The 23,719-nt window shown below is 60.6% G+C and carries 18 protein-coding genes and 2 tRNA genes; 4 read left to right on the plus strand and 16 right to left on the minus strand.

The features are described 5' to 3' along the window. The first annotated feature begins 2 nt into the window (after positions 1–2). Positions 3–1,943 (plus strand): exoribonuclease II, encoded by a 1,941-nt coding sequence (locus ACZ415_RS00885; protein ID WP_344702744.1) that lies wholly within the window; start codon positions 3–5, stop codon positions 1,941–1,943. Between the two features lie 102 nt (positions 1,944–2,045). On the opposite strand, the gene sucD is transcribed toward ACZ415_RS00885, so the two are convergent. The 9 genes from sucD to sdhC form a co-directional block, all read right to left on the minus strand. Next, positions 2,046–2,918, minus strand: coding sequence for a succinate--CoA ligase subunit alpha (sucD, locus tag ACZ415_RS00890; RefSeq protein ID WP_344702742.1), 873 nt, complete (start codon positions 2,916–2,918; stop codon positions 2,046–2,048). Beyond that, entirely contained in the window at positions 2,918–4,084 is a 1,167-nt protein-coding gene (gene sucC / locus ACZ415_RS00895; protein WP_344702740.1) for an ADP-forming succinate--CoA ligase subunit beta, read from the minus strand. Before sucC ends, sucD begins: the two co-directional genes overlap by 1 nt. A gap of 245 nt (positions 4,085–4,329) precedes the next feature. Then, a complete protein-coding gene (lpdA, locus tag ACZ415_RS00900) occupies positions 4,330–5,769 on the minus strand; it encodes a dihydrolipoyl dehydrogenase (RefSeq protein WP_344702738.1) in 1,440 nt (479 codons plus the stop codon). Positions 5,770–5,877: 108 nt separating this feature from the next. Then, positions 5,878–7,491, minus strand: a complete 1,614-nt coding sequence (gene odhB, locus ACZ415_RS00905) for a 2-oxoglutarate dehydrogenase complex dihydrolipoyllysine-residue succinyltransferase (RefSeq protein WP_344702737.1) — start codon at positions 7,489–7,491, stop codon at positions 5,878–5,880. A gap of 54 nt (positions 7,492–7,545) precedes the next feature. Further along, positions 7,546–10,374 carry a 2-oxoglutarate dehydrogenase E1 component gene (locus tag ACZ415_RS00910; protein WP_344702736.1) on the minus strand — a complete coding sequence of 943 codons (2,829 nt, stop codon included), beginning with the start codon at positions 10,372–10,374 and terminating at the stop codon, positions 7,546–7,548. 240 nt (positions 10,375–10,614) lie between these two features. Then, on the minus strand, positions 10,615–11,325 hold the full coding sequence (locus ACZ415_RS00915; protein WP_344702734.1) for a succinate dehydrogenase iron-sulfur subunit: 711 nt from the start codon (positions 11,323–11,325) through the stop codon (positions 10,615–10,617). A gap of 26 nt (positions 11,326–11,351) precedes the next feature. Next, on the minus strand, positions 11,352–13,127 hold the full coding sequence (gene sdhA, locus ACZ415_RS00920; protein WP_344702732.1) for a succinate dehydrogenase flavoprotein subunit: 1,776 nt from the start codon (positions 13,125–13,127) through the stop codon (positions 11,352–11,354). Positions 13,128–13,130: 3 nt separating this feature from the next. Then, the gene (gene sdhD / locus ACZ415_RS00925; RefSeq protein ID WP_344702730.1) at positions 13,131–13,478 is read right to left on the minus strand and encodes a succinate dehydrogenase, hydrophobic membrane anchor protein; all 348 of its coding nucleotides are present in this window, start codon (positions 13,476–13,478) and stop codon (positions 13,131–13,133) included. Continuing rightward, positions 13,472–13,849, minus strand: a complete 378-nt coding sequence (gene sdhC / locus ACZ415_RS00930; protein WP_344702728.1) for a succinate dehydrogenase, cytochrome b556 subunit — start codon at positions 13,847–13,849, stop codon at positions 13,472–13,474. Before sdhC ends, sdhD begins: the two co-directional genes overlap by 7 nt. A gap of 473 nt (positions 13,850–14,322) precedes the next feature. On the opposite strand from sdhC, the gene gltA reads away from it, so the two are divergent. Continuing rightward, complete coding sequence (gene gltA, locus ACZ415_RS00935; RefSeq protein ID WP_344702726.1) at positions 14,323–15,609, plus strand: citrate synthase; 1,287 nt, start codon at positions 14,323–14,325, stop codon at positions 15,607–15,609. Between the two features lie 588 nt (positions 15,610–16,197). Here gltA and ACZ415_RS00940 read toward each other — a convergent pair. From ACZ415_RS00940 to gltX, 3 genes are all read right to left on the minus strand, one after another. Then, positions 16,198–16,273, minus strand: a tRNA-Glu gene (locus tag ACZ415_RS00940). 48 nt (positions 16,274–16,321) lie between these two features. Further along, positions 16,322–16,397: transfer RNA gene (locus ACZ415_RS00945), tRNA-Ala, on the minus strand. A 136-nt stretch (positions 16,398–16,533) separates the two neighbouring features. Then, the gene (gltX, locus tag ACZ415_RS00950) at positions 16,534–18,015 is read right to left on the minus strand and encodes a glutamate--tRNA ligase (RefSeq protein ID WP_344702724.1); all 1,482 of its coding nucleotides are present in this window, start codon (positions 18,013–18,015) and stop codon (positions 16,534–16,536) included. A gap of 221 nt (positions 18,016–18,236) precedes the next feature. Here gltX and ACZ415_RS00955 point away from each other — a divergent pair, with 221 nt between their 5' ends. Next, entirely contained in the window at positions 18,237–18,773 is a 537-nt protein-coding gene (locus ACZ415_RS00955) for a helix-turn-helix domain-containing protein (RefSeq protein ID WP_344702722.1), read from the plus strand. Here ACZ415_RS00955 and ACZ415_RS00960 read toward each other — a convergent pair. The 3 genes from ACZ415_RS00960 to ACZ415_RS00970 are packed head-to-tail and all read right to left on the minus strand — an operon-like array spanning position 18,758 to position 21,402. Beyond that, positions 18,758–19,357 carry a hypothetical protein gene (locus ACZ415_RS00960; protein WP_344702720.1) on the minus strand — a complete coding sequence of 200 codons (600 nt, stop codon included), beginning with the start codon at positions 19,355–19,357 and terminating at the stop codon, positions 18,758–18,760. The genes ACZ415_RS00955 and ACZ415_RS00960 overlap by 16 nt on opposite strands. Before the next feature lie 12 nt (positions 19,358–19,369). After that, the gene (locus ACZ415_RS00965) at positions 19,370–20,524 is read right to left on the minus strand and encodes a L,D-transpeptidase family protein (RefSeq protein WP_425552720.1); all 1,155 of its coding nucleotides are present in this window, start codon (positions 20,522–20,524) and stop codon (positions 19,370–19,372) included. Between the two features lie 44 nt (positions 20,525–20,568). Then, the gene (locus tag ACZ415_RS00970) at positions 20,569–21,402 is read right to left on the minus strand and encodes a TlpA disulfide reductase family protein (RefSeq protein WP_344702718.1); all 834 of its coding nucleotides are present in this window, start codon (positions 21,400–21,402) and stop codon (positions 20,569–20,571) included. 218 nt (positions 21,403–21,620) lie between these two features. On the opposite strand from ACZ415_RS00970, the gene dusA reads away from it, so the two are divergent. Further along, a complete protein-coding gene (gene dusA, locus ACZ415_RS00975) occupies positions 21,621–22,637 on the plus strand; it encodes a tRNA dihydrouridine(20/20a) synthase DusA (RefSeq protein WP_344702716.1) in 1,017 nt (338 codons plus the stop codon). On the opposite strand, the gene ACZ415_RS00980 is transcribed toward dusA, so the two are convergent. Then, positions 22,615–23,658 (minus strand): succinylglutamate desuccinylase/aspartoacylase family protein, encoded by a 1,044-nt coding sequence (locus ACZ415_RS00980; RefSeq protein ID WP_344702712.1) that lies wholly within the window; start codon positions 23,656–23,658, stop codon positions 22,615–22,617. The genes dusA and ACZ415_RS00980 overlap by 23 nt on opposite strands. Positions 23,659–23,719 lie beyond the last annotated feature (61 nt).

The raw sequence follows: 23,719 nt of genomic DNA on the forward strand, positions 1-23,719 counted from the left end.
TAATGTTGCAGAACAACTCCTCGCTTGCTCAGCTCAAGCAACAGCTTCGTGATACCACGCCCCGCGCCGAAGGTCTGGTCAAGGGCACCGACCGCGGCTTTGGTTTCCTCGAAACCGACGACGGCGATTCCTACTTTATTCCGCCCCCTGCAATGAAGCAGGTCATTCACGGCGACCGCGTGGAAGCGGTGATTCACGAAAACGGCGACAAGGCCTCCGTCGAACCGGAAACGCTCATCGAGCAGGGCCTTGAGCGCTTTGTTGCCCGGGTGCAAAAGCGCGAAGGCCGCCTGGCCGTGGTGCCCGATCACCCGTCAATCCGCAATGTGATCAAAGCGCGCATCAAGCGCGGTCTGGACGAAAACAGCATTGCCGACGGCGACTGGGTGGTCGCCCGGCTGGTGCGTCATCCGCTGAAAAAAGACGACCGCAGCTTCTTCGCCCAGATCGACGAGCTGGTCGCCAAGCGCGACAATCCGGCCGTGCCGTGGCGCGTGACCCTGGCCCGCCATGCGCTGGAGCAGGAATGCCCCGATGCCGGCAGTGAGTGGCCGCTGCACGACGAAGGCCTGACGCGCGAAGACCTCAATGCCACGCCGCTTTTCACCATCGACAGCGCCTCCACCAAGGACATGGACGACGCCTTGCACGTGGTTGCCCGCGACGACGGCGGCTGGCGCATGACCGTCGCCATCGCCGACCCCACCGCCTACGTGGGCGAGGAACACGCCGCCGACAAGGAAGCCCGGGTACGCGCGTTTACCGTCTATCTGCCGGGGCAGAACGTCACCATGCTGCCCGAGCAGCTGGCCGACGATCTGTGTTCGCTGTGGGAAGGCAAAAAGCGCCCGGTGCTGGCCTGTACGCTCGATATCAACGCCGACGGCAGCCTGGGCGACTACCGCTTCTTCGCCGCCGAGGCGACCTCGCATGCCCGCCTGTCCTACGACAACGTCTCCGACTGGCTCGAAGGCAAAGGCGACTGGGCGCCGGCCGACGCGATTGCCCCGCAGCTTACCGCCCTGCGCGAGCTGACCGAGGCGCGCACGCGCTGGCGCGAAGAGCACGCGCTGGTATTCAGCGGAAGCCCCGACTATGAGTTCGAGCTGGACGCTGCCGGCAACGTGCTGGGCATTCACATCGAAGAGCGGCGCATCGCCAACCGCATGATCGAAGAATCGATGATTGCCGCCAACGCCTGCTGCGCGGACTATCTTGCCACCCACGTGGGCCACGGCATCTTCAACGTGCACCGCGCCTTTGAGCCGGAAAAGGCCGAAGACGCCCAGGCGTTTCTCGCAGAGCAGGACATCAACGTCGACACCGATGCTCTGCTTGAGCTTCCGCGCTACAAAGAACTCAAGCGCGAGCTCGAAGGTCGCGAAGACGCGTGGCTCGACGTGCGCCTGCGCCGCTTTCAAGGCTTTACTCGCATGTCCGCGCTGCCCGGCCCGCACTTTGGCCTGGGGCTTGCCGCCTACGCCACCTGGACCTCGCCGATTCGTAAATACGGCGACATGGTCAATCACCGCCTGATCAAGCACGTGCTCAAAGGCGAGCAGGCGCCGGCCGAAGCCAGCGAAGCGCTCACCGACCAGCTTACCGAGCGCCGCCGGCTCAACCGCATGGCCGAGCGCGACGTCAAGGATTGGCTCTATGTGCGCTACCTGACCCCGGACGCCGAAGCTCAGACGACTTTTGATGCCGAGATTATCGCCATCAACCGCGGCGGCATGCGCGTGCGCCTGGTCGACAACGGCGCCACCGCTTTTGTCCCCGCGCCGCTGATGCACAGCGACCGGCGCAAGGTCGTCATCGACGACAAGGAAGGCCGCATCCAGATCGAAGACGTCGAACGCTACAAACTCGGCGACAGCGTGCGCGTGGATCTGGTCGAAGCCCGGGAAGACACCCGCTCGCTGGTAGCCCGCCCGGCGGAATAAGCGGCCGCTCGGCCGACGCCGGCTTTTCGCTCACACAGCAAAACCGCCCGGACCTTGAAAAGGCCCGGGCGGTTTTTTATACGGCGAACGAAAGTGCTGTGCTTACCAGCCGGTCACGGCTTTCAGCGCATCGCCGATGCCTGCCAGCGAACGCACCGTCTTGACCCCGGCGTCTTCCAGCGCGGCGAATTTTTCATCCGCGGTGCCCTTGCCGCCGGCGATGATCGCCCCGGCGTGGCCCATGCGCTTGCCGGGAGGGGCCGTCACGCCGGCAATGTAGGAAACCACCGGCTTGGAGACGTTATCCTTGATGTAGGCCGCCGCTTCTTCTTCTGCCGTACCGCCAATCTCACCGATCATGACGATCGCTTCAGTTTTGGGGTCGTTTTCAAACAGCTTGAGCATATCGATGAAGCTGGAGCCCGGAATCGGGTCACCGCCGATGCCTACACAGGTGGACTGGCCAAAGCCGTGGTCGGTGGTCTGCTTGACCGCTTCATAGGTCAGCGTACCCGAACGCGAAATAATGCCCACACGGCCCGGCTGGTGAATATGGCCGGGCATGATGCCGATCTTGGACTCGTCAGGCGTGATCACGCCCGGGCAGTTCGGACCGATCAGGGTCACGCCCAGCTCGTCGCACTTCACCTTGGCCTGCAGCATATCGAGGGTAGGAATACCTTCGGTAATGCACACGATCAGCTTGATGCCGCCGTTGGCCGCTTCAATGATCGAGTCTTTGCAAAACGGCGCCGGCACGTAGATCACGCTGGCATCCGCGCCGGTTTGCGCAACGGCTTCCTTTACCGTATTGAATACCGGCAGCCCCAGATGCTCTTGGCCGCCCTTGCCCGGGGTTACGCCGCCGACCATCTGCGTGCCGTAGGCAATGGCCTGTTCGGAGTGGAAGGTGCCCTGGCCGCCGGTGAAGCCCTGGCAGATGACCTTGGTATGCTTGTCGATGAGGATACTCATTACTTGCCCTCCGCCGCGTTGACGACCTGCTGTGCCGCATCGGTCAGGCTGGTCGCGGCGATGATGTTAAGACCGCTTGACGCCAGCTTTTCCGTACCCAGCTCGGCGTTGTTACCTTCCAGGCGCACGACCACCGGTACGTTGACGCCTACTTGCTCAACGGCGCCGATGATGCCTTCGGCAATCATGTCGCAGCGCACGATGCCGCCAAAGATGTTGACCAGCACCGCCTTGACGTTGTCATCCGAGAGAATGATCTTGAACGCCTCGGCTACGCGCTCCTTGGTGGCACCGCCGCCCACGTCGAGGAAGTTGGCCGGCTTGCCGCCGCTGAGGTTGACGATGTCCATGGTGCCCATGGCCAGACCGGCGCCGTTGACCATGCAGCCGATGTTGCCGTCGAGCGCGACGTAGTTCAGCTCCCACTTCGCGGCGTCGGCTTCGCGCTCGTCTTCCTGGGACGGATCACGCATGGCCTGCAGGTCCGGATGGCGGTACAACGCGTTGCCGTCCAGATTGACCTTGGCGTCCAGGCACAGCAGATCGCCTTCGCCGGTAATCACCAGCGGGTTGATCTCCAGAAGTGCCAGGTCCTTGTCGTGGAACAGCTTGGAAAGCCCCAGAAAAATCTTGGTGAACTGCTTGATCTGGGCGCCTTCCAACCCTAGTGCAAACGCCAGCTCGCGTGCCTGGTAGGGCTGAGCACCGACCAGCGGATCGATTTCCGCTTTGATGATTTTTTCCGGCGTTTCCTCGGCGACCTGTTCGATTTCCACGCCGCCCTCGGTGGACGCCATGAACACGACCCGGCGCGTTGTGCGGTCAACCACCGCCCCCAGATACAGCTCTGAGGCGATATCGGTGGCGTTTTCTACCAGGATTTTGGAAACCGGCTGGCCCTTGGCGTCGGTCTGATAGGTCACCAGGTTTTGCCCAAGCCACTGCTCGGCAAAGGCTTTCGCCTCTTCCGGAGTCTTGACCAGTTTGACGCCACCCGCCTTGCCACGACCACCGGCGTGCACCTGGGCTTTGGCCACCCACTGCTCGCCGCCGATCTTTTTGCAAGCGTCTGCCGCGTCTTCCGGGGTGTCGACGGCAAAGTTCTTGGACACCGGCAGGCCGTAGTCGGCAAACAGCTGTTTGCCTTGATACTCGTGAAGGTTCATCGCTTCATGCCATTGGTTGCATGTGATTCAAACGATGGGCGACGCTCGCCCCCCATCCCCGCGCTTTGACGATCGCGCTTGAGTGCATTGATGCTCAGTGCATTGATGCGCAGTAAGCGGTGCGTCATACAACGATGCATAGTACAGCGGTGCGTAGTACGACGATGCATAGTACGACGACGCATAGTACAAAGACGCCAAAGCAGCGCACCACCCGCAGGCGGTGCTGATTTTTCTGGGTTGGATTATTTACGTTTCTTGCGATTGGCCATGTGGATGGCATGGCCGTCAACGGCCAGAGCCGCTTCGTGGACCGCCTCGGACATGGTCGGATGGGCATAGCAGGTCAGCGCCAGATCTTCAGCGCTGGAGCCAAACTCCATAGCAATGACGCCCTGGGCAATCATTTCACCGGCGTGCTGGCCTACAATATGCAAGCCCAGAATACGATCGGTTTTGGCATCGGCAATGACCTTGGCGCTGCCTTCGGTGGCATTGTTCGCCATGGCGCGACCGCTGGCGGCAAACGGGAAAGCGCCCGTTTTAACCTCGATGCCCTGATCCTTGGCGTTTTGCTCGGTCATGCCTACCCAGGCCACTTCCGGCGCGGTATAGATAACGCTGGGAATGGCGTCGTAGTTCACCTCGGCTTTGTGCCCGGCGATGATGTCGGCCACCATGATGCCCTCTTCAGACGCCTTGTGCGCAAGCATCGGGCCGCGCACGCAGTCGCCGATGGCATAGACGCCCGGCACGCTGGTGCGGCACTGATCGTCCACGGTAATAAAGCCGCGCGGATCAAGCTCAACGTCAACGCCGTCTGCAATGACGCCTTTGGTGTAGGGTTTACGGCCTACGCACACGATCAGCTTGTCAAAGGTCATTTCCTGCTCGCCGTCGGCGTCTTCATACTTGACGACGACTTCCTCGCCCTTGACCTCTGAGCCGCTGACCTTGGCACCCAGCTTAATGTCCATGCCCTGCTTTTTAAGCTGCTTTTGGGTTTCCTTGGCGATGCTGGCGTCGACCATGGGCAGAAAGTCATTCATGGCTTCAAGCACGGTCACGTCAGCGCCCAGGCGATTCCACACGCTGCCAAGCTCCAGGCCGATAACGCCGGCCCCGATCACGCCCAGACGCTTGGGCGTTTCTTCAAACTCCAGCGCGCCGGTGGAATCAACGATCAGCCCTTCGGTCAGCGGCGTTGGCGGAATTTCTACCGGCACGGAACCTGCCGCCACCACAATGCTGTCGGCTTCGTAGGTCGCCGTCTTGCCGTCAAAGTCGGTGACTTCCACCTGCTTGTTACCGATGACCTTGCCGGTGCCGTTAAGGGCGGTCACGCCGTTGGCCTTGAACAGCCCCGAGATGCCGCCGGTCAAGTTTTTGACGATCTTGTCCTTGCGCGCCATCATTTTCTTGACGTCCATGGACACATCGCCACCGACGATGCCCAGCTCGTCAAAATCATCGCGGGCTTCCACGAACTTGTGCGAGGCTTCCAGCAGCGCCTTGGACGGAATACAGCCCACGTTCAGACAGGTGCCGCCGTGTGCGACCTTGCCCTGCTTGTCTTGCCACTTTTCTACGCAGGCGGCTTTCAGCCCCAGCTGCGCTGCGCGAATAGCGGCGACGTAGCCGCCGGGGCCGGCACCAATAACGATCACATCAAACTTGTCAGCCATTTCGGCTCCTTTGTCCGGGCTGCCTCGCCCCGCACCCGGGGCGATGACAATCGTAAATGAAGTTTCTTGGCGCGTCAGTATCCTATCTGCTTGCTCTCAGATGCAGGCTTATACGTTGAGCAGCAGGCGCGCGGGATCTTCCAGCAGCTCCTTGATCGCCACCAGAAACTGCACGGCGTCTTTTCCGTCGATCATACGGTGGTCATAGGATATCGCAAGATACATCATCGGCCGTATCTCGACCTTGCCGTCTACTGCCATGGGCCGCTCCTGGATCTTGTGCATGCCCAGGATAGCCGTCTGCGGCGGGTTGAGAATCGGCGTGGATAGCAGCGAGCCGAAAATGCCGCCGTTGGTAATGGTAAAGGTGCCGCCCTGCATTTCATCGATGCCCAGCTTACCGTCGCGGGCGCGCTTGCCAAAATCGCCGATGGTTTTTTCCACGTCGGCCATCTGCATCTGGTCGGTATTACGCAGCACCGGCACTACCAGGCCGCGGTCGGTCGACACGGCAACGCTGATATCCTGATAGCCGTGGTAGACGATCTCTTTGCCGTCGATGGAGGCGTTGACGTCGGGGAAACGCTTGAGCGCCTCGGAAGCTGCCTTGACGAAAAAGCTCATGAAACCGAGCTTGACGTCGTGGGCCTTCTGGAACCTTTCCTTGTACTCGGCGCGCAGCGCCATGATCGCGCTCATGTCCACCTCGTTGTAGGTGGTCAGCATGGCCGCGGTCTGCTGGGCCTCGACCAGACGCTTGGCGACGGTCTGGCGCAGCCGGCTCATGGGCACGCGCTTTTCCGGACGCTGGCCTTCCACCGGGGCCGGCGCTGCCTGGGCTGCGGCGTCTGGCTTGTTCGCCTTCGATGCCGCTTGGCCCTTGGCTTTCTGCTCGCCGCCGGATGCCTTCTTGGCGCTACCGTCGTTCAGCGCTTTTTGCACGTCTTCTTTAAGAATGCGTCCGCCCTTGCCGGTTCCCTTGATGCGCGAGGCGTCAAGATCGTTCTCGGCGACCATCTTGCGCGCTGCCGGCGCCAGGATCTTGCCGTCGAGCTCTTCGTTGGCGCTGCCCTCACTTTCAGCATCGTCGCTGGCCGCTGCCTGCGGCTGGGCATCGCCGCCGTCTGCGCTGCCGGCTCCTTCGGTAAATACAGCCAGCAGCTCTTCGGATTCGACCTGGCTGTCGGCCTCGGCCTTGATCTCGGTAAGCGCGCCGTCGGCCGGAGCAACCACTTCGAGCACGACCTTGTCGGTTTCGATCTCGGCCAGCACTTCATCGCGCTTGACCGCTTCGCCGACCTTTTTCTTCCAGCCGGCTACCGTGCCTTCCTGTACCGACTCAGGAAAAGAGGGCGCCTTGATATCATGCTGCTGGCCGCCGTCGGTCTTTTGCGTATCCGCTTTCTGCTCTGCGCTCGGCGTATCGGCACCTGCATCGTTGGACGATGCCTTGTCGCCTTGCTTGCTGCTACCGCCCTGGGACGCAGTTTCGTCAAGATTACCCAGCACCTGCTCGGACTCGACGGTGTCCCCTTCATCGGCGAGAACATCGCCTAGCGTGCCTGCCTGCGGCGCGACCACTTCCAGTACGACCTTGTCGGTTTCAATTTCCACGACAAGTTCGTCGCGCTCAACGCGATCACCGGGCTTTTTATGCCAGGTAGCCACCGTGCCTTCCGCTACGGACTCTGGAAAATTCGGCGCTTTGATCTCGATAGCCATATCGTTCCCCTAATGTGTTCGCTAAACCGGTAGATTCATCAACCGGACGGGCGCTTACAGGTTGAAGGCGTCTTCCACCAGTTGGCGCTGCTGTTCGGCATGCACGGACATATACCCCGCTGCCGGCGCGGCAGATGCGGCACGGCCGGCAAATTTGAGCCTGCCGCCAAGCCCTTCACGCAGCCTTTCGGCAACGGCGCGCATATGATGCTGACTGGGGTACCAGGCCCCTTGGTTCAGCGGCTCTTCCTGGCACCAGACGATATCTTCAACGTGCTGATAAACCTGCAGCACGTCCAGCAAGGCGTCTTGGGCAAAGGGGTAAAGCTGCTCTATGCGAATAATGGCCGTGTCGTAGCGCTCGTTTTCCTCACGCCAGCTGACCAGATCGTAATAGACCTTGCCGGCACACAGCACCACGCGGGTTACCTCTTCGGCCACCAAGTCTGCCTGGTCAGGAATCACCATGTGGAACTTGCCGTACGCCAAATCTTCCAGGCTTGAGGTGGCCGCTTTGTGGCGCAGCAGCGACTTGGGCGACATCACCACCAGCGGCTTGCGCAGCGGGCGTATCACCTGACGACGCAGCAGGTGGAAAATCTGTGCCGGCGTTGTCGGCACGCAGACCTGCATATTGTTCTCTGCACACAGCTGCAAGAACCGTTCAAGACGCGCCGAGGAGTGCTCCGGCCCCTGGCCTTCATAGCCGTGAGGCAGCAGCATGGTCAGCCCGCACAGCCGCCCCCACTTGGTTTCACCGGAGGAAATAAACTGGTCCACCATGACCTGGGCGCCGTTGACGAAATCGCCAAACTGCGCCTCCCAGATCACCAGATCGTTGGGCGCGGTGGTTGCGTAGCCATACTCAAAGGCCAACACGGCCTCTTCGGATAGAAATGAGTCATGGATGGTAAAGCGCGGCTGGCCGTCGCTGATATTTTGCAGCGGCACATAGGTGCTGCCGTCTTTCTGGTTGTGCACCACGGCGTGGCGGTGAGAGAACGTGCCGCGCCCGGTGTCCTGGCCGGTAATCCGTATCGGATGGCCCTGATCCAGCAGCGTGGCGTAGGCCAGAGTTTCACCGAATCCCCAGTTGACGGCCTGCTTGCCGGCCTGCATCTTGCGCCGCTCGGCATAGATTTTTTCTACCTGGCGCTGCACCCCGACGCCTTCGGGAATATCGCACATGCGCTTGGCCAGCTGCTGCAGGCGCTGCATGTCAAAGGAGGTATCGGCGTAGCCGGTCCATTCATGGCCGATGTAGGGCTGCCAGTTGACGAAAAGCGCTTCGTTGGGTTTTTGCACCAGGGCATTTGCCACATGATTGCCCGCCATCAGGTCGTCGCGGTACTTTTCCACCATCGAAGCGGCTTCGTCTTCGCCGATAACACCCTGCTTCACCAGCCTTTCGACATACAAAGCGCGTGCCGAGGGATGGTCTTTGATCTTGGTATACATCATCGGCTGCGTGCCGGAGGGTTCGTCAGCCTCGTTATGGCCGCGACGGCGGTAGCAAACCAGATCAATGACTACGTCTTTCTTGAACTGGTGGCGGTAGTCAAGCGCTACCTGGGTGGCATGGATGACCGCATCGGGATCGTCACCGTTCACATGGAAAATCGGCGCCTGCACCATCTTGGCGATGTCGGTGCAGTACTCCGTGGAGCGCGCATCCTCCGGATGTGAGGTGGTAAACCCGATCTGGTTGTTGATCACGATATGCACGGTGCCGCCGGTGCGGTACGCGCGGGTCTGGGACATCTGGAATGTTTCCATCACCACGCCCTGCCCGGCCAGGGATGCGTCCCCATGGACGTTGATCGGCACGACCTTTTCACCGCTGGGGTCCTGGCGACGATCCTGGCGGGCACGCACCGAGCCTTCCACTACCGGGGCGACGATTTCCAGATGCGAGGGGTTAAACGAAAGCGCCAGATGGACTTCGCCACCCGGTGACATGACGTTGGAACTAAAGCCCTGGTGATACTTGACGTCGCCCGAGCCGCGTTCAATGACTTTTTTGCCGTCAAACTCGTCGATCAAGTCGGCCGGGTTCTTGCCCAGAATATTGATCAGCAGGTTCAGGCGACCGCGGTGGGCCATTCCGATGACAATTTCCTTGGCACCGTAGCCCCCTGCGCGCTGAATGAGCTCGTCCACCATGGGAATAAAGGCTTCGCCGCCCTCAAGGCCAAAGCGCTTGGTCCCGGGGTATTTCGAAGCCAGGTAGTTTTCCAGCCCTTCTGCGGCGGTCAACCGTTCAAGCACGTGCCGGCGCGCTTCATTGCGAAACGTCGGTGCGCTGCGTACCGATTCAAAACGCTGCTGGAGCCAGCGCTTTTCTTCGGTATCGACGATGTGCATGAATTCGCAGCCGATGGAGCGGCAGTAGGTGCGCTCCAGCGCGTCGACGATATCCCGAAGCGGCGCCTTATCAAGGCCCAAAAAAAACGAACCGGTCTGAAACTCGGTATCCATGTCAGCTTTGGACAGCTGATGGAATGACAGGTCAAGATCGGGAACAGGGGCAGGATCGCGCAGGCCCAGCGGATCAATATTGGCTTTCTGGTGTCCGCGGAAACGGTACGCATTAATTAGCTGCAGTACCTTGACCTGCTTTTTGCTCACACCGTCATCTGCCGGGACAGCGCCAGAGCGCTGCGCCTGACCCAGCTTGTAAAACTGCTCGCGCACCGGTGAGAGCGGCACGTCCTGGACGGCGTCACCGTCAAGCTCCGATAGCTCGTCAAAATAGCGACGCCATTCCTCGGGAATAGCGTCGGGATCGTCGAGGTACTGCTCAAATAGCGCTTCCACATAGTGAGCGTTACCGCCGCTCACGTGGGACGAGCGCCACATCAACTCCATTATGCCTTGTTGCATTTCTCGGTCACCCTGCACTGATGGGGTGGTATCGCTGCGCCGGGCGCGGCGACATCGCGATGGCGTAAAACGGTGCGACGTGGCGTCGCACCGTTTGATGAACCATGATAACAAGCCATGCGCTACGGTTTAAGTAGTCGTTTGCAACTTAGCGTGCTAAGTCACGTAACTCAAGTCGCATACGCCACGGCGCTGCACGCCTCAGTCACCGGCAGCACAAGGCTGACGACCAACCCCGGGCTAGGTGGCCTCGGCGATCAGCATTTCACGGATTTTGCCGATGGCACGCGTGGGATTGAGCCCTTTGGGACAAAACGCCACGCAGTTCATGATGCCGCGGCAGCGAAATACCGAGAACGGATCCTGCAGATCGGTCAGCCGCTCGCGGGTCGCCGTATCTCGAGAGTCGGCGAGAAAGCGGTAGGACTGCAAAAGCCCTGACGGGCCGACAAACTTGTCCGGGTTCCACCAGAAAGACGGGCAGGCCGTAGAGCAGCAGGCGCACAGAATGCACTCGTAGAGACCGTCAAGCTTTTCACGGTCTTCCGGCGACTGCAGCCGCTCGATAGCCGGCACCGGCTCGTCGTTTTGCAGGTAGGGCTGGATGCGCTCGTACTGCTTATAAAAGATCGCCATGTCCACGACCAGATCGCGGATCACCGGCAATCCCGGCAGCGGACGCAAGGTGAGCTTGTCGTTTTTTACCACTTCGGAAAGCGGCGTGATGCAGCCCAAACCGTTTTTGCCGTTCATGTTCATACCGTCAGAGCCGCACACCCCTTCCCGGCAGCTACGACGAAAAGCAAGCGTGGCATCCTGCTCTTTCATCATGTGCAAAACGTCCAGCACCATGACATCGCGGCCTTTGGTGTCGACCTGAAACTCCTGCATGTACGGCGCAGCGTCGGTCTCAGGGTTGTAGCGGTATATCGATACCTGGAGATGTGACATCGTGACTCCCTCTCGTCTGCGGCGTATCAGTAGGTACGAATCTTCGGTTCGAACGTATCGACGGTCTTGGGCTTGAAATTGACGTCACGCTTGCCGAGGCTTTTCGTTTTGGGGCAGTAGATCGAATGCTTGAGCCAGTTGACGTCATCACGGTCCGGGTGGTCGTAGCGCGAATGAGCCCCCCGGCTTTCCTTGCGCTCAAGGGCGGATATCGCCGTGGCTTCGGCCACTTCCATCAGGTTATCCAGCTCCAGCGCCTCGACCCGCGCGGTGTTGAAGGCGTTGGACTTGTCCGGCAGGTAGGCGTTGTCGATACGCTCGCGCAGGGCTTCCAGGCGCTTGACCCCTTCCTGCATTTTTTGCTCTTCGCGGAACACGCCGAAATCGTTTTGCATGATCTCTTGCAGCTCGCGCTTGAGCTCCGGAATCGATTCGCCGTTTTCCGCAGAACCGTTCCAGCGATCCAGACGCTTCATGGCCGCCTGAACGTCGGACTCGTTGGCATCGAGGTATTCGACGCCTTCGTTGAGCGCACTTTCGATGAACTTGCCCGCTGAACGGCCAAAAACGACCAGATCCAGCAGCGAGTTGCCGCCCAGACGGTTAGCCCCATGCACGGATACGCAGGCAACTTCGCCGCAGGCAAACAGGCCGTTAATCACCTGATCATTGCCGTTGTCGTCTTGCTTAATCGCCTGGCCGTGGATATTGGTAGGAATGCCGCCCATCATGTAGTGGCACGTCGGCACAACCGGAATGGGCTCGTGGACCGGGTCAACGTGGGCAAAGGTCTTGGAAAGTTCGCAGATACCCGGCAGACGCTTGTTGAGCACTTCTTCGCCCAGGTGATCAAGCTTGAGGAAGACGTGATCGCCGTCATCGCCGGCGCCGCGGCCGTCAAGCATCTCCATGACCATGGAGCGGGCAACAACGTCACGGCTGGCGAGGTCTTTGGCGTTGGGCGCGTAGCGCTCCATAAAGCGCTCGCCGTCTTTGTTGATCAGATAGCCGCCTTCGCCGCGACAGCCTTCCGTGACCAGGGTTCCGGCGCCGTGAATGCCGGTGGGGTGGAACTGCCACATTTCCATGTCCTGCATGGGGAAACCTGCCCGCAGCGCCATGCCGATGCCGTCGCCGGTGTTGATCAGCGCATTGGTGGTCGAGGCGTAGATACGTCCGGCACCGCCGGTGGCAAGCACCGTCGCCTTGGACTTGACGTGCACCACTTCACCGGTTTCGATGCACATGGCAATACAGCCCACCACGTCACCGTTTTCGTTTTTTACCAGATCAACCGCGTACCATTCGTTGAGAAAGGTCGTGTTGTTTTTGATGTTGTTCTGATAAAGCGTGTGCAGCAGCGCGTGCCCGGTACGGTCAGCCGCGGCACAGGTGCGCGCTGCCTGACCGCCTTCGCCGAAGTTTTTCGACTGGCCGCCGAAGGGGCGCTGATAAATACGGCCGTTATCAAAGCGTGAGAACGGCAACCCCATGTGCTCAAGTTCGAATACGGCCTTGGGGCCTTCAGAGCACAGATACTCCGCCGCGTCCTGGTCGGCGATGTAGTCGCTGCCCTTGACGGTGTCATACATGTGCCACCGCCAGTCGTCTTCCGGGTCGGCAGCGCCGATCGCGCAGGTGATGCCGCCCTGGGCCGAAACCGTGTGCGAACGCGTGGGAAACACCTTGGACAGCACCGCCGTTTGCTTGCCGGATTTGGCAAGCTCCAGCGCCGCTCGCAAACCGGAGCCGCCGCCACCGATGATAATGGCGTCAAATGTCAGGCTACGCAGGTTAGACATGAATCAGGCTCCCCACAGAAGTTGAATGCCCCATACCAGGTAGACAAAGATGGCCAGAATGATAAGCATCTGGACACCTACGCGCTGATAGGTAGCGTTGAGATAATCGGTGGTCACAGTCCATAGACCTACCCAGGCGTGGGCGGCCAGAGAGACAAAGGCCAGCAGCGAAAAGATGCGCATCCAGGTCTGCTCGAACAGACCGCTCCAGGTGTAATAGTCCAGCTCAGGATGCAGCAGCAGATAAGCCACCATAAACACCGTATACACGGCAAGAATAACAGCGGATACGCGCTGCATGAGCCAGTCAGAGACGCCGTTACGGCCAAAACTGGTGATACTGGTTACCATACCCATACTCCTGCCAGAATGATCAGAACGACGCTGACAATTACGGTAGCCTGCGCCTTCTGGATGCCGCCTTCATGCGTGACGCCGATGTCGGCATCCATGAACATATGCTTGATGCCGGCCACGAAGTGAAACGCCAAAACCGACAATAGTCCCCAAGCAATCAGCTTGGCCAAGATATTGTGGGCCAGCGCGCTGCTCGCCGCGTCGAAGCCGGCAGGCGAAGACAGCGAGACACTAAGCGCCCAAAAGGCGAAGATCAGGCCCACAAACATAATGATACCGGTAATGCGATGCACGATCGACGTCAGCGCCGGCAAAGGAAAGTGGAACGTTGTAAGATCGAGGTTTACGGGTCGTTTGCTATTCACGGCTCTATACACACTCTCTTGGCCCGCTCGGCGGCGGTCAGGCATTTGCCCGGGCGGGCAGTGGTTGCTGGTAGGGCTCGGCCGTTGCCAAGTCGGACACACCGCCTTTTCGCCAGCAGCGTGGTATGCAAATTATATAAATCCGACACCTGACTGACAAACCAAACCCGGCGTTACTCGACCATCGTGCAAGAAATTTGCCACGCGGTCGTCGCTGCTACACCGTGCTGCGTGATCTGCTTGCACCACGCGTTACATGGGCAGGCGATGCGCTAACGGCACAGGCCCAATCATAGACAAAAACTGTTCGATATTACAGCTTGCGTATAGCCATTCTACTTTTTTCACGTACTGTTTGGCCTGATCGCTAATTGACAATCCTTGGGGCCCTTTTATAGTGGAGCGGCCTTTTCGCCGGCGCGGCAAGCAACAGCAACACCGTACGTCCCACCCGAATTCGAAAGGAGGCCTGCATGGCTGACAGGAAAGCAACACTGACCGTAGACGGTATGGATCAGGCGATTGAGCTACCGGTTTACTCCGGCGCGCTGGGGCCCGACGTCATCGACGTTCGCAGCCTGGGCGCCAACGGGCTATTTACCTATGATCCAGGCTTCATGGCAACGTCTTCCTGCAAGTCGGCCATCACCTACATCGACGGTGGACAGGGCGTGCTGCTTCACCGTGGCTACCCGATAGACCAGCTGGCGAAGCATTCCAACTTCGTCGAGCTGTGCTACACCCTGCTGTTTGGCAACCTGCCCGACGACGAGCAGTACGCTGCCTTTCAGGCACGCATCCGTAACCACACCATGGTTCACGATCAGATCAACAACTTCTTCAAGGGATTCCGCCGCGATGCGCATCCCATGTCGATTCTGTGCAGCGTGACCGGCGGACTGGCCGCTTTCTATCACGACCACATGAACATCGCCGAGGAAGAAGACCGCGTCATCAGCGCCGTACGCCTGATTGCCAAGATGCCAACCATCGCTGCCATGGCGTACAAGTATAACATCGGCCAGCCGTTCAATACGCCGTGCAACGAGCTGAGCTACGCCGAAAACTTCCTTTACATGATGTTTGCCACGCCCAGCGAGACCTACCGGGTCAATCCGGTATACGCCAAGGCGATGGACCGCATCTTCATGCTGCACGCTGACCACGAGCAGAACGCCTCGACGTCCACCGTGCGCATGGCCGGCTCGACCGGCGCCAACCCCTTTGCCTGCATCAGTGCCGGCATCGCTGCACTCTGGGGCCCGGCTCACGGCGGCGCCAATGAAGCCGTGCTGAAAATGCTTGATGAGATCGGCGACGACTCTGAAGAAAACATCCAGCGCTTCATCGACAAGGCCAAGGACAAAAACGACCCGTTCAAGCTCATGGGCTTTGGCCACCGCGTTTACCGCAACTTCGATCCCCGCGCTCGCGTCATGAAGGAAACCGCCGACGAAGTGCTCGCCGAGCTTGGCCACGCCAACGATCCCCAGCTCAAGATCGCCAAGCGGCTGGAGCAGATCGCGCTGGAAGACGAATACTTTATCGAGCGCAAGCTCTACCCCAACGTCGATTTTTACTCAGGCATTGTGCTCAAGGCCATGGGCATCCCGACCAACATGTTCACCGTGATCTTTGCGGTATCGCGTACGATCGGCTGGATTTCCCACTGGCACGAAATGCTCAGCGACAGCTACAAGATCAGCCGGCCACGCCAGCTCTACATCGGCAACGACCAGCGCGACTATCCGCAAAACTAAATCGCGGCGGTTCCCGCGCGGCATCCACTGCCGCTGCCGGTTGCGTATCAGGCCACCTTCGGGTGGCCTTTTTTATGGCCAGCGCCTTGGCATATCGGTCTTGCCAAAACATCTGAAAACGCCCGAATAGGCCTTGACTTTTCCTCACGACGGCGCTGAACAGGGTTTTCCACACTAACTGTGGATAACCCTGTTTACAACCGTTAGAAAACGTCCCGCAGTCGGCATTAAGAGCGGCTCTGCCTCAAATTGATCACTTTTTAACCTGCAGCAAGTCGTTGTTTTATAACAAAATAAAGATAGCAATCTTTTTCTTCGGGCAATAACAGGCAGTTGTGCACAGCAGCCGAGAGCGGAACAGACGAAGTGGACAAGTCAAGGGGAAAACGCCGCAAAAATCCTTGTTTTTGATGCGCGACAAGGTATCACGAATCAGGCAAGCACCAGCATACCGCCCCGCCGGCACGGCGCCATGGGAAAGCTGCCATAGGGCGTCGTCAGGTCCATACCGTCAGGTACGCAAAAGCCGGCCGGAAGCCCAGGCGGAAAAAATAAAGGAAAGCAAAGCAGCGGCAGTCAAGACAGAAGTGGCGTCCCATAGGGGGTTCGAACCCCTGTTACCGCCGTGAAAGGGCGGTGTCCTGGACCACTAGACGAATGGGACGCAGTCGTGCCGAATATGGCAGGAAGCAAGGTGCTTCGGGGAAGAAAATGGTGGAGCCTAGCGGGATCGAACCGCTGACCTCGACACTGCCAGTGTCGCGCTCTCCCAGCTGAGCTAAGGCCCCACATGTCTCGAAGACGAAGCGTATAATACGTATGCTTTTTGGCCACGTCAACAAAAAAGCGCCGCTATTTTTGCGGCGCCTGCTGCTCTATGCCTCTATAAAGAGACCTCCATAAAAGGCCCGGCCTGATGCTCTGTCAGCCAAGGTCGCGGTACGCCTTTTCCAGACGCTTGGCCTGCTTTTTCGACACGCCGCCCAGCACACTGATGGCGTGACGCAGCCGCGCGCGGGTCATGTCGGAGCCCAGAATCGCCATGGCGTCCATAACCGAAGTGCTCGCACTAGAGCCTGTGATCGCAATAAACACCGGTGCCAGAAATTCTTTCATTTTGAGGTCGAAATGGCCGGCCAGATATTTCACCTCTTCAAGCAGCGCTTCCTTGTGCCAGGCGGGCAGTGTTTCCAAACGCCACACCAGAAACTGCAGCAGCTTGACCAGCGTCTCGCGCTCAAGCTTGACGCCGTCGAACGCAGCTTCAGTGATCGCCGGCAGGCCGGAGAAGAAATGCCCGGCCAAGGGCGCTACCTGAGACAGCGTCTCTACGCGCGGACGCACCTGGGGCAAAATCTGCTTGACGTAGGCCTCGTTGAACGCCCAGTCGCGCAGCGCCTGCAAAAAGGCGTCGTCGTCCAGATCCTCGCGAATATATACGCCGTTAAGCCAGGTCAGCTTCTCCCGATCAAACACCGGCCCGCCAAGCGACACCCGGTAAATGTCGAAGACTTCGATCATTTCTGCCAGCGTAAACTTTTCCCGTTCGTCAGGCATCGACCAGCCCATGCGGCCCAGATAGTTGGTGACCGCCTGAGGCAAAAAGCCCATGCGACGGTAATAGTTGATCGACGTTGGGTTTTTGCGCTTGGAGAGCTTGGACTTGTCCGGGTTGCGCAAAAGCGGCATGTGGCACAGCACCGGCATATCCCAGCCCAGATATTCGTACAGTAGCTGGTGCTTGGGCGCTGAATTGATCCACTCTTCGCCGCGCAGCACGTGGGTAATAGCCATCAAATGATCATCAACCACGTTGGCCAGATGATAGGTGGGCATGCCGTCGGATTTCAGCAGAATCTGAGCGTCGACCTGTGCCCAGTCCACCTCGATACGCCCGCGCAGCATATCGTCAACCACGCATACGCCCTCCTTGGGCACCTGCATACGTACCACAAAGGGCCAGCCCTCGTCGGCGCGGCGCTGCTGCTCGTCAGCATCAAGCGCCAGATCATCGGGCTTAAGCGCCAGGTGCATGCCGGCGGCCTTGCGCGCCTCGCGCAGCTCATTGAGCTCCTCCGCGGTGCGATAGCACTTGAAAGCGTGCCCGGCATCCAGCAGCTGCTGGGTATATTCGGCGTAGATATCGCCGCGCTCGCTCTGCCGATAAGGACCGTACGCCCCGCCGACATCAGGGCCTTCGTCCCACTCGATACCCAGCCAGCGCAGCGAATCGAGAATCATCTGCTCGGACTCCGCGGTTGAACGCACACGGTCGGTATCTTCGATGCGCAAGATGAACTCACCGCCGTGCTGGCGCGCAAAACACAGGTTAAACAGCGCCACATAGGCGGTGCCAACGTGGGGGTCGCCCGTGGGCGACGGCGCAATACGGGTACGTACGGTCATGGTGAAATCCTTAGTGTCACAAAGGGGTGAGCGTCGTAGACAAAAACGTGGCGCCATTATACGCACCGCGGCCGCAACCAACAGTGGCGCAGTTCGCAGCCGAGCATAAAAGGATAACGCCTCGTCAGCGGGTATGGGCTTTATCAGGATGCGCGTTAGGGCACAATCGCCTACCATGTCGTTGCTACACACGACCGTCAGGCTCATCAACAGGACGACGTATGGAACCTCTAGGCGCTCGCATCAAGCAATTAAGGCTTACGGCCAGGCTCAGCAAGGCCGCTCTTGCCCGTCGCGTGGGTGTCTCCGACGTGACAGTTTCCTACTGGGAGTCCGGGGCCATTCGACAAATCGGTCACGCACGCCTGGTGGCCCTGGCCGAGGCTCTGAGCTGCCCGCTGTCGATGCTGCTTGAAGGGAAAAACGGCGCGTCGCTCGCAGTGCTGACCCATACCGGCCCGCTGCCCTGGGAGCAGCACTGGGTAACCCCCACGCATACAGACGGCATACCGTTGGATGTACCCTGGAGCGGGCCGGCTTTTATGGCAACCCCGGCTGCCGATACTTGTTTCGCGCCGCTGGCTCAGAAAGATTTGGCGCTGTTCGGCCCGGCCGCCGCCTTTCGGCATGCCGGCCACTATCTGGTGCGCCGGGATGACCGCGTTGACCTGGCGCATTACCGCCAGCCGCCGCCAACGCACACGCCGCTCTGTGCGGTGCTGCTGGCACACTGGCAGCGCGCCTACTCTTGGGAATAGCGCACACCGATTTCACGCTGGCTACGCTTGGGCATGCTCCCAATCGAGAAGTCTCGCGTATAGGTAATGATACGCCCCAGCCCGTGGGGCGCATCGCGCACCAGCTCGCCTTCCAGCCACTCGCCGTCATCGCCGATGCGACGACGCACCGTCAGCGGCTGCACGCTGGCCTCTGACAGCTGCACTCGCACGCTGTAGCTACCGTCCGGTACGCCGCTGCCAAACCCCAGCGGACCGGCCTGAAACTGCCTGCTGCGAACCTGCGCGCGTTCCTGCCAGCGAGCCCCGCTGGCCTCTCGCTCAATAACCACCACCAGCTGTGCCTCGTCGGGCAGGTTTGTATGCCCGGCCACCATCAGCCGACGATCCGGGCGCATGGTCACCTCCGCGCGCAGCGTAGCCGTCAGCGGCTGCACGTCCTGCGGCGGCGGCGCAGGCTCTGCCTGTACCACCGACTCGTCGGCCGTGGGCGAAGTATCGGGCGCTGCGTCCTCGCTGCCACCACAGGCCGACAGTACCGCGGTCAGCAACAGTACCGTGGTCAGCATCCGTAAAGGCCAGATGCGTATACGCCGCATGAGCATGGCTGCCTCCGTTTACGCGTCCCCGCGCTGTTCAGGTGTCTTATATGACGTTTCAACTGACTGCCGCCAGCTGCGAAACGCATCAAACCAGTGACGCGGCTGCTTTCGGGGCTCGATCACCGCCTCGGGCAGCGGTGCCAAGGGCGTAGGCTGCCAGCTGCCGGCGTCAAGCGTTGCCGCCAGGCGCGTATAGTCCAACACGGCCTGCTCTGTGCCGGGGGTTTTTTCCAGCGCACCGATGAACGCGTCCATGCCTGCCTTTTGCTCCTCCAGCGGATAAGACTGCACATAAAGACGCTTGCCGTCGCGGCCAATCTTGACCGGCATATCAATGATATTGACCCGCTCGCCTACCCCCACGCGCGTAAAGAGCGACTGCACCGTCTCGGGGCGCAGGCGAATACAGCCGTGGCTCACACGCATGCCCACGCCGTCCGGGCGGTTGGTGCCGTGGATCAAGTAGCCGGGCAAATCCAGCAGGATCGCCCGCGTGCCCAGCGGATTATCCGGTCCCGGTGGCACCACCGAGGGCAGCGAATCGCCTTTTTCGGCCGCCTCCTGGCGGATGGAATCAGGAGGATACCAGGCCGGATCTTTCAGCTTCATGGTTGTTTTGGTGACGCCCAGCGGCGTGGTGTAGCCCTCGCGGCCGATGCCGATGGGATAGGTCTCGACAATCGGTGTCTCGCTCTGAGCGGCGTCAGGAAAATAGTACAGCCGCAGCTCCGCCAGATTGATGACCAGCCCTTCCCGGCGGACAGGAGGCAGTATATAGCGCGCGGGGATCGTCACCTGGCTACCCGGCTTGGGCACCCAAAGGCTGGTATCCGGATTTGCCCGGCGAATTTCTTCGTAGCCCACTTGGTGCTCAGCGGCGATATCGAGCAGCGTCTCGTCTTTTTTTACCGTGACGCGATACGCCTCGCCCACCATATTGCCGTTTTCCGGCAGGGCATAATGGCCTTTCGGCAGCGCCTCTTCAGGCTGCGCCTTGGCCATGGCCGCCGCGGACACGGTAAAAAGTACCGCGCCCAGCGCAAGCACGCGGAAACGCCAAGCGGCGCTGAAAAAACAATGAGAACGCATGATCAATATCGTCTTGCCGTGGTTGTAAAACCTGCCAGCGCTGCAGGTCAGCGCCGCCAGATGCTGTTCAGAACGTTTCATGGCATCAGTGTATCAGTGCTGCACACCCCGCGCGCGCCCGCAGATCACCGGCTTTGCCCGTCCGCCGCGGCGCGACGCAGCGCACGGCGCAGCGTCGCCCGGGACAGCTGGCCCAAGTGGCTGTCTACCAGCGCACCGTCGGCACTATAGAACAGCGTGGTCGGCAGTGCGGCCGAGCCGGCTATTTCGCCGACGGCGCCGCTGCGATCCAGCAGGACATTATCCAGCGCCAGCGCCTGATGGTCGAGAAAATCGCGCACCGTAGGCGCCGCCTCGCCCTGGTTGGCAAACACGAACAGCACATCCGTACGCTGCTGCTGGGCACGTTCCAGCATCGGCATTTCCTTGCGACACGGCGGGCACCAGGTGGCCCAGAGATTCACCACCATCGGCTTGCCTCCGGATTGGCGCTGCAGTTCAGGCAAACGAATTGAAGTGCCGTCCAGCGCTTCCAGCCGCGCTTTGGGCGGCCGGCTGGCCTGGTTTTCCATCAGACGCATGGCGCCGCCGGTCAGCCCCCAGGCAAGCAGCCCGGCAAACGCGGCCATGAACAGCGGCCGGCGCAGCGCGCGACGCCGCCAGCCCAGATACATGCCCCAAATCCCTATGGCCAACACCCCGGCCACAGGATCAAACCCGCCGTCACGAACGTCAACCCACGCCAGCGGATCAAGCCCATAGCTGTCGAAATAACGCCCGACAAACACCAGCCGCGCGGCCACCACGCCCACCAGCGCCAGATTGATAATCGTATCGCTGATGGCAACGTCCCGTCGCCCGGCGGAAACTTTCCCGGCGATCAGCGCCACCAGAAAGGCCAGCACAATCAGTGCCTGCCCCACGGAAACGGCCAGCGGCCCCAGCGTCAGCGATAACATTTATCCCCCTCTCAACGGCGATATAACCAGAATACAAGGCCGGTCATGCTAGCCACCCCAAATTAAGCGTGGGTTACCCGGAAAAAGACCTCGCCTAAAAACGACAGCGCCGGCCCAGGAGCACTATGGCTTTGTGCCGTTGACGCTTTATTGCGTAGAATAGCCGCCCGCCCCTTTTTGACGCCCTTTCGCGCACGCCTAGATACATGCTCATGCCCATGACCACCGAGTACCCCGCCAATGCCGCCCGCCGCTTTTCTGTGGCGCCGATGATGGACTGGACGACCCGGGACTACCGCGCCCTGGCGCGTACGCTGACCCGCCGCGCGCTTTTGTACACCGAGATGGTCACCACCGGGGCGATTTTGTACGGCGCGCCCCGGGAGCGCTTTCTGGGCTACGACGCTGTGGAGCACCCGCTGGCGCTGCAGCTGGGCGGAAGCGACGCCGGCGAGCTTGCCGAGTGCGCGGCGATTGCCGAGGCCTGGGGCTACGACGAGGTCAATTTAAACGTCGGCTGCCCAAGCGACCGGGTGCAAAACAACCTGATCGGCGCCTGCCTGATGGCCTACCCCGAAAAAGTGGCCGCCGCGGTAAAAGCCATGCAAGCAGCGGTGTCCATTCCGGTAACGGTGAAATGTCGCATCGGCGTTGACGACCAGGACGAGGAGGAAGACCTGGAGCGGTTTATCACCACCGTAGCCGATGCCGGCGGCGAAATATTCACGGTTCATGCGCGCAAGGCCTGGCTTGCGGGGCTCTCGCCCAAGCAAAACCGCGACGTGCCGCCGCTCAACTACGCCCGAGTGCACCGCCTTAAGCTGCGCCATCCGACGCTGCATATCGGCCTCAACGGCGGGCTGAAAACCCTCGACGCCTGCGCCGGCGAGCTGGAGCGCGTCGATAGCGTCATGGTCGGCCGCGAAGCCTACCAGAATCCCTGGCTTCTGGCCGACGTGGATCGGCGGCTGTACGGGGCCGCCAACCCGGCGACCACTCGCATGGACGCGGCGCGGGCGTTTCGCTCCTATATCGCCAGGCGGCTGGACGAAGGCGCAAAGCTCAACCACGTCACACGCCATACGCTGGGACTTTTTCAGGGCTGCCCCGGCGGGCGCCAGTTCCGCCGGCATTTGTCGGAAAACGCCCACCGCGAAGGCGCCGGCCTGAGCGTTTACGACGACGCGCTGGGGCAGATCAAAACAAAGCGAGTTAAAACGCCGGCGGCGGTGTAAACGTCGACTGAAACGTTTCTATGGCGGTTTCCGCCTCCTCAATGGCATCAAAGCGGGCAATGTGAAACAGCGCCTCGCCTTCGTTGACCAGCGGCAAGCGGCTTGTGCCGATCACAATACCGTCGGCAACCGCTCTCACCTCCCCTTCGTCATTGCCGAAGGGATCCGCCACCCGGCCCAGCAGATCACCTCGGGCCACGCGCGCGCCAAGACGCACGCGCGGGCGCAGAATGCCGTCAATGGGCGCACGAGCCCAGCCCGAACCGTTGGCGATTTCGGCCGGTGCAGGGCGACGACGGCGATGTTCTCCGGTCAGCATGCCCAGCCGGCGCATAACGCGCAGAACACCGCTAACCCCCGGGCCAATGGCCCACTCGTCAAAGCGCAGCGCCTCCCCGGCTTCATAGGTCAACACCGGGATATGTCGGTGCTGGGCGTAGTGGCGCAGGCTACCGTCGCGCAGCTCAGCATTGAGCACCACCGGCGCGCCAAAGGCATCGGCCATGCGTTCGGTGTCACTGCCCGGCGTCAGCCGCGCACGGATCTGCGGAAAATTGGTGCGATGCAGCGCCCCGGTGTGCAAATCAATGATGTGGGTGGCGTGATCGACGATCTGCTGGCGAAACAGCGCAGCAATACGCCCGCCGAGCGAGCCCGCTTCGCTGCCGGGAAAGCAGCGGTTAAGGTCGCGCCGGTCGGGCAGGTAGCGCGTTTGCTGTAAAAAGCCGAAAACGTTGACCACCGGCACGGCAATCAGCGTACCGCGCAAAGCGGCAATGGATTTCACGTGCAGCAGCCGGCGGACGATTTCCACGCCGTTGATTTCATCGCCGTGAATCCCCCCGCACACCAGCAGCACCGGGCCGCTTCTGCGCCCGTGTACCACCTCCACCGGAATATGCAGCGGCGTATGGGTATAAAGCCGTGCCACCGGCACGTCGATTTGCCGGCGCGTGCCGGGTGCGACGCTTTCCTGACCCAGATGAAAAGGCGCACGCGCCGGCGAAGAGGGGCTTGTCATGGTTGGCGCCATCCATACACTTTTGAATGTAAAACAGCCGGCAATCGGGTAAACTACGGCG

It is taken from the genome of Halomonas cibimaris, from assembly GCF_055379665.1.

What these genes read in the sequence shown, in the direction of transcription:
- gltA (WP_344702726.1), top strand. Translation starts at nt 14,323, where the DNA reads ATGGCTGACAGGAAAGCAACACTGACCGTAGACGGTATGGATCAGGCG.
- sucC (WP_344702740.1), bottom strand. Translation starts at nt 4,084, where the DNA reads ATGAACCTTCACGAGTATCAAGGCAAACAGCTGTTTGCCGACTACGGC.
- sdhD (WP_344702730.1), bottom strand. Translation starts at nt 13,478, where the DNA reads ATGGTAACCAGTATCACCAGTTTTGGCCGTAACGGCGTCTCTGACTGG.
- dusA (WP_344702716.1), top strand. Translation starts at nt 21,621, where the DNA reads ATGACCACCGAGTACCCCGCCAATGCCGCCCGCCGCTTTTCTGTGGCG.
- ACZ415_RS00960 (WP_344702720.1), bottom strand. Translation starts at nt 19,357, where the DNA reads ATGCTCATGCGGCGTATACGCATCTGGCCTTTACGGATGCTGACCACG.
- lpdA (WP_344702738.1), bottom strand. Translation starts at nt 5,769, where the DNA reads ATGGCTGACAAGTTTGATGTGATCGTTATTGGTGCCGGCCCCGGCGGC.
- ACZ415_RS00970 (WP_344702718.1), bottom strand. Translation starts at nt 21,402, where the DNA reads ATGTTATCGCTGACGCTGGGGCCGCTGGCCGTTTCCGTGGGGCAGGCA.
- ACZ415_RS00955 (WP_344702722.1), top strand. Translation starts at nt 18,237, where the DNA reads ATGGAACCTCTAGGCGCTCGCATCAAGCAATTAAGGCTTACGGCCAGG.
- sdhA (WP_344702732.1), bottom strand. Translation starts at nt 13,127, where the DNA reads ATGTCTAACCTGCGTAGCCTGACATTTGACGCCATTATCATCGGTGGC.
- ACZ415_RS00980 (WP_344702712.1), bottom strand. Translation starts at nt 23,658, where the DNA reads ATGACAAGCCCCTCTTCGCCGGCGCGTGCGCCTTTTCATCTGGGTCAG.
- odhB (WP_344702737.1), bottom strand. Translation starts at nt 7,491, where the DNA reads ATGGCTATCGAGATCAAAGCGCCGAATTTTCCAGAGTCCGTAGCGGAA.
- ACZ415_RS00885 (WP_344702744.1), top strand. Translation starts at nt 3, where the DNA reads ATGTTGCAGAACAACTCCTCGCTTGCTCAGCTCAAGCAACAGCTTCGT.
- sucD (WP_344702742.1), bottom strand. Translation starts at nt 2,918, where the DNA reads ATGAGTATCCTCATCGACAAGCATACCAAGGTCATCTGCCAGGGCTTC.
- gltX (WP_344702724.1), bottom strand. Translation starts at nt 18,015, where the DNA reads ATGACCGTACGTACCCGTATTGCGCCGTCGCCCACGGGCGACCCCCAC.
- ACZ415_RS00915 (WP_344702734.1), bottom strand. Translation starts at nt 11,325, where the DNA reads ATGTCACATCTCCAGGTATCGATATACCGCTACAACCCTGAGACCGAC.
- ACZ415_RS00965 (WP_425552720.1), bottom strand. Translation starts at nt 20,524, where the DNA reads ATGAAACGTTCTGAACAGCATCTGGCGGCGCTGACCTGCAGCGCTGGC.
- ACZ415_RS00910 (WP_344702736.1), bottom strand. Translation starts at nt 10,374, where the DNA reads ATGCAACAAGGCATAATGGAGTTGATGTGGCGCTCGTCCCACGTGAGC.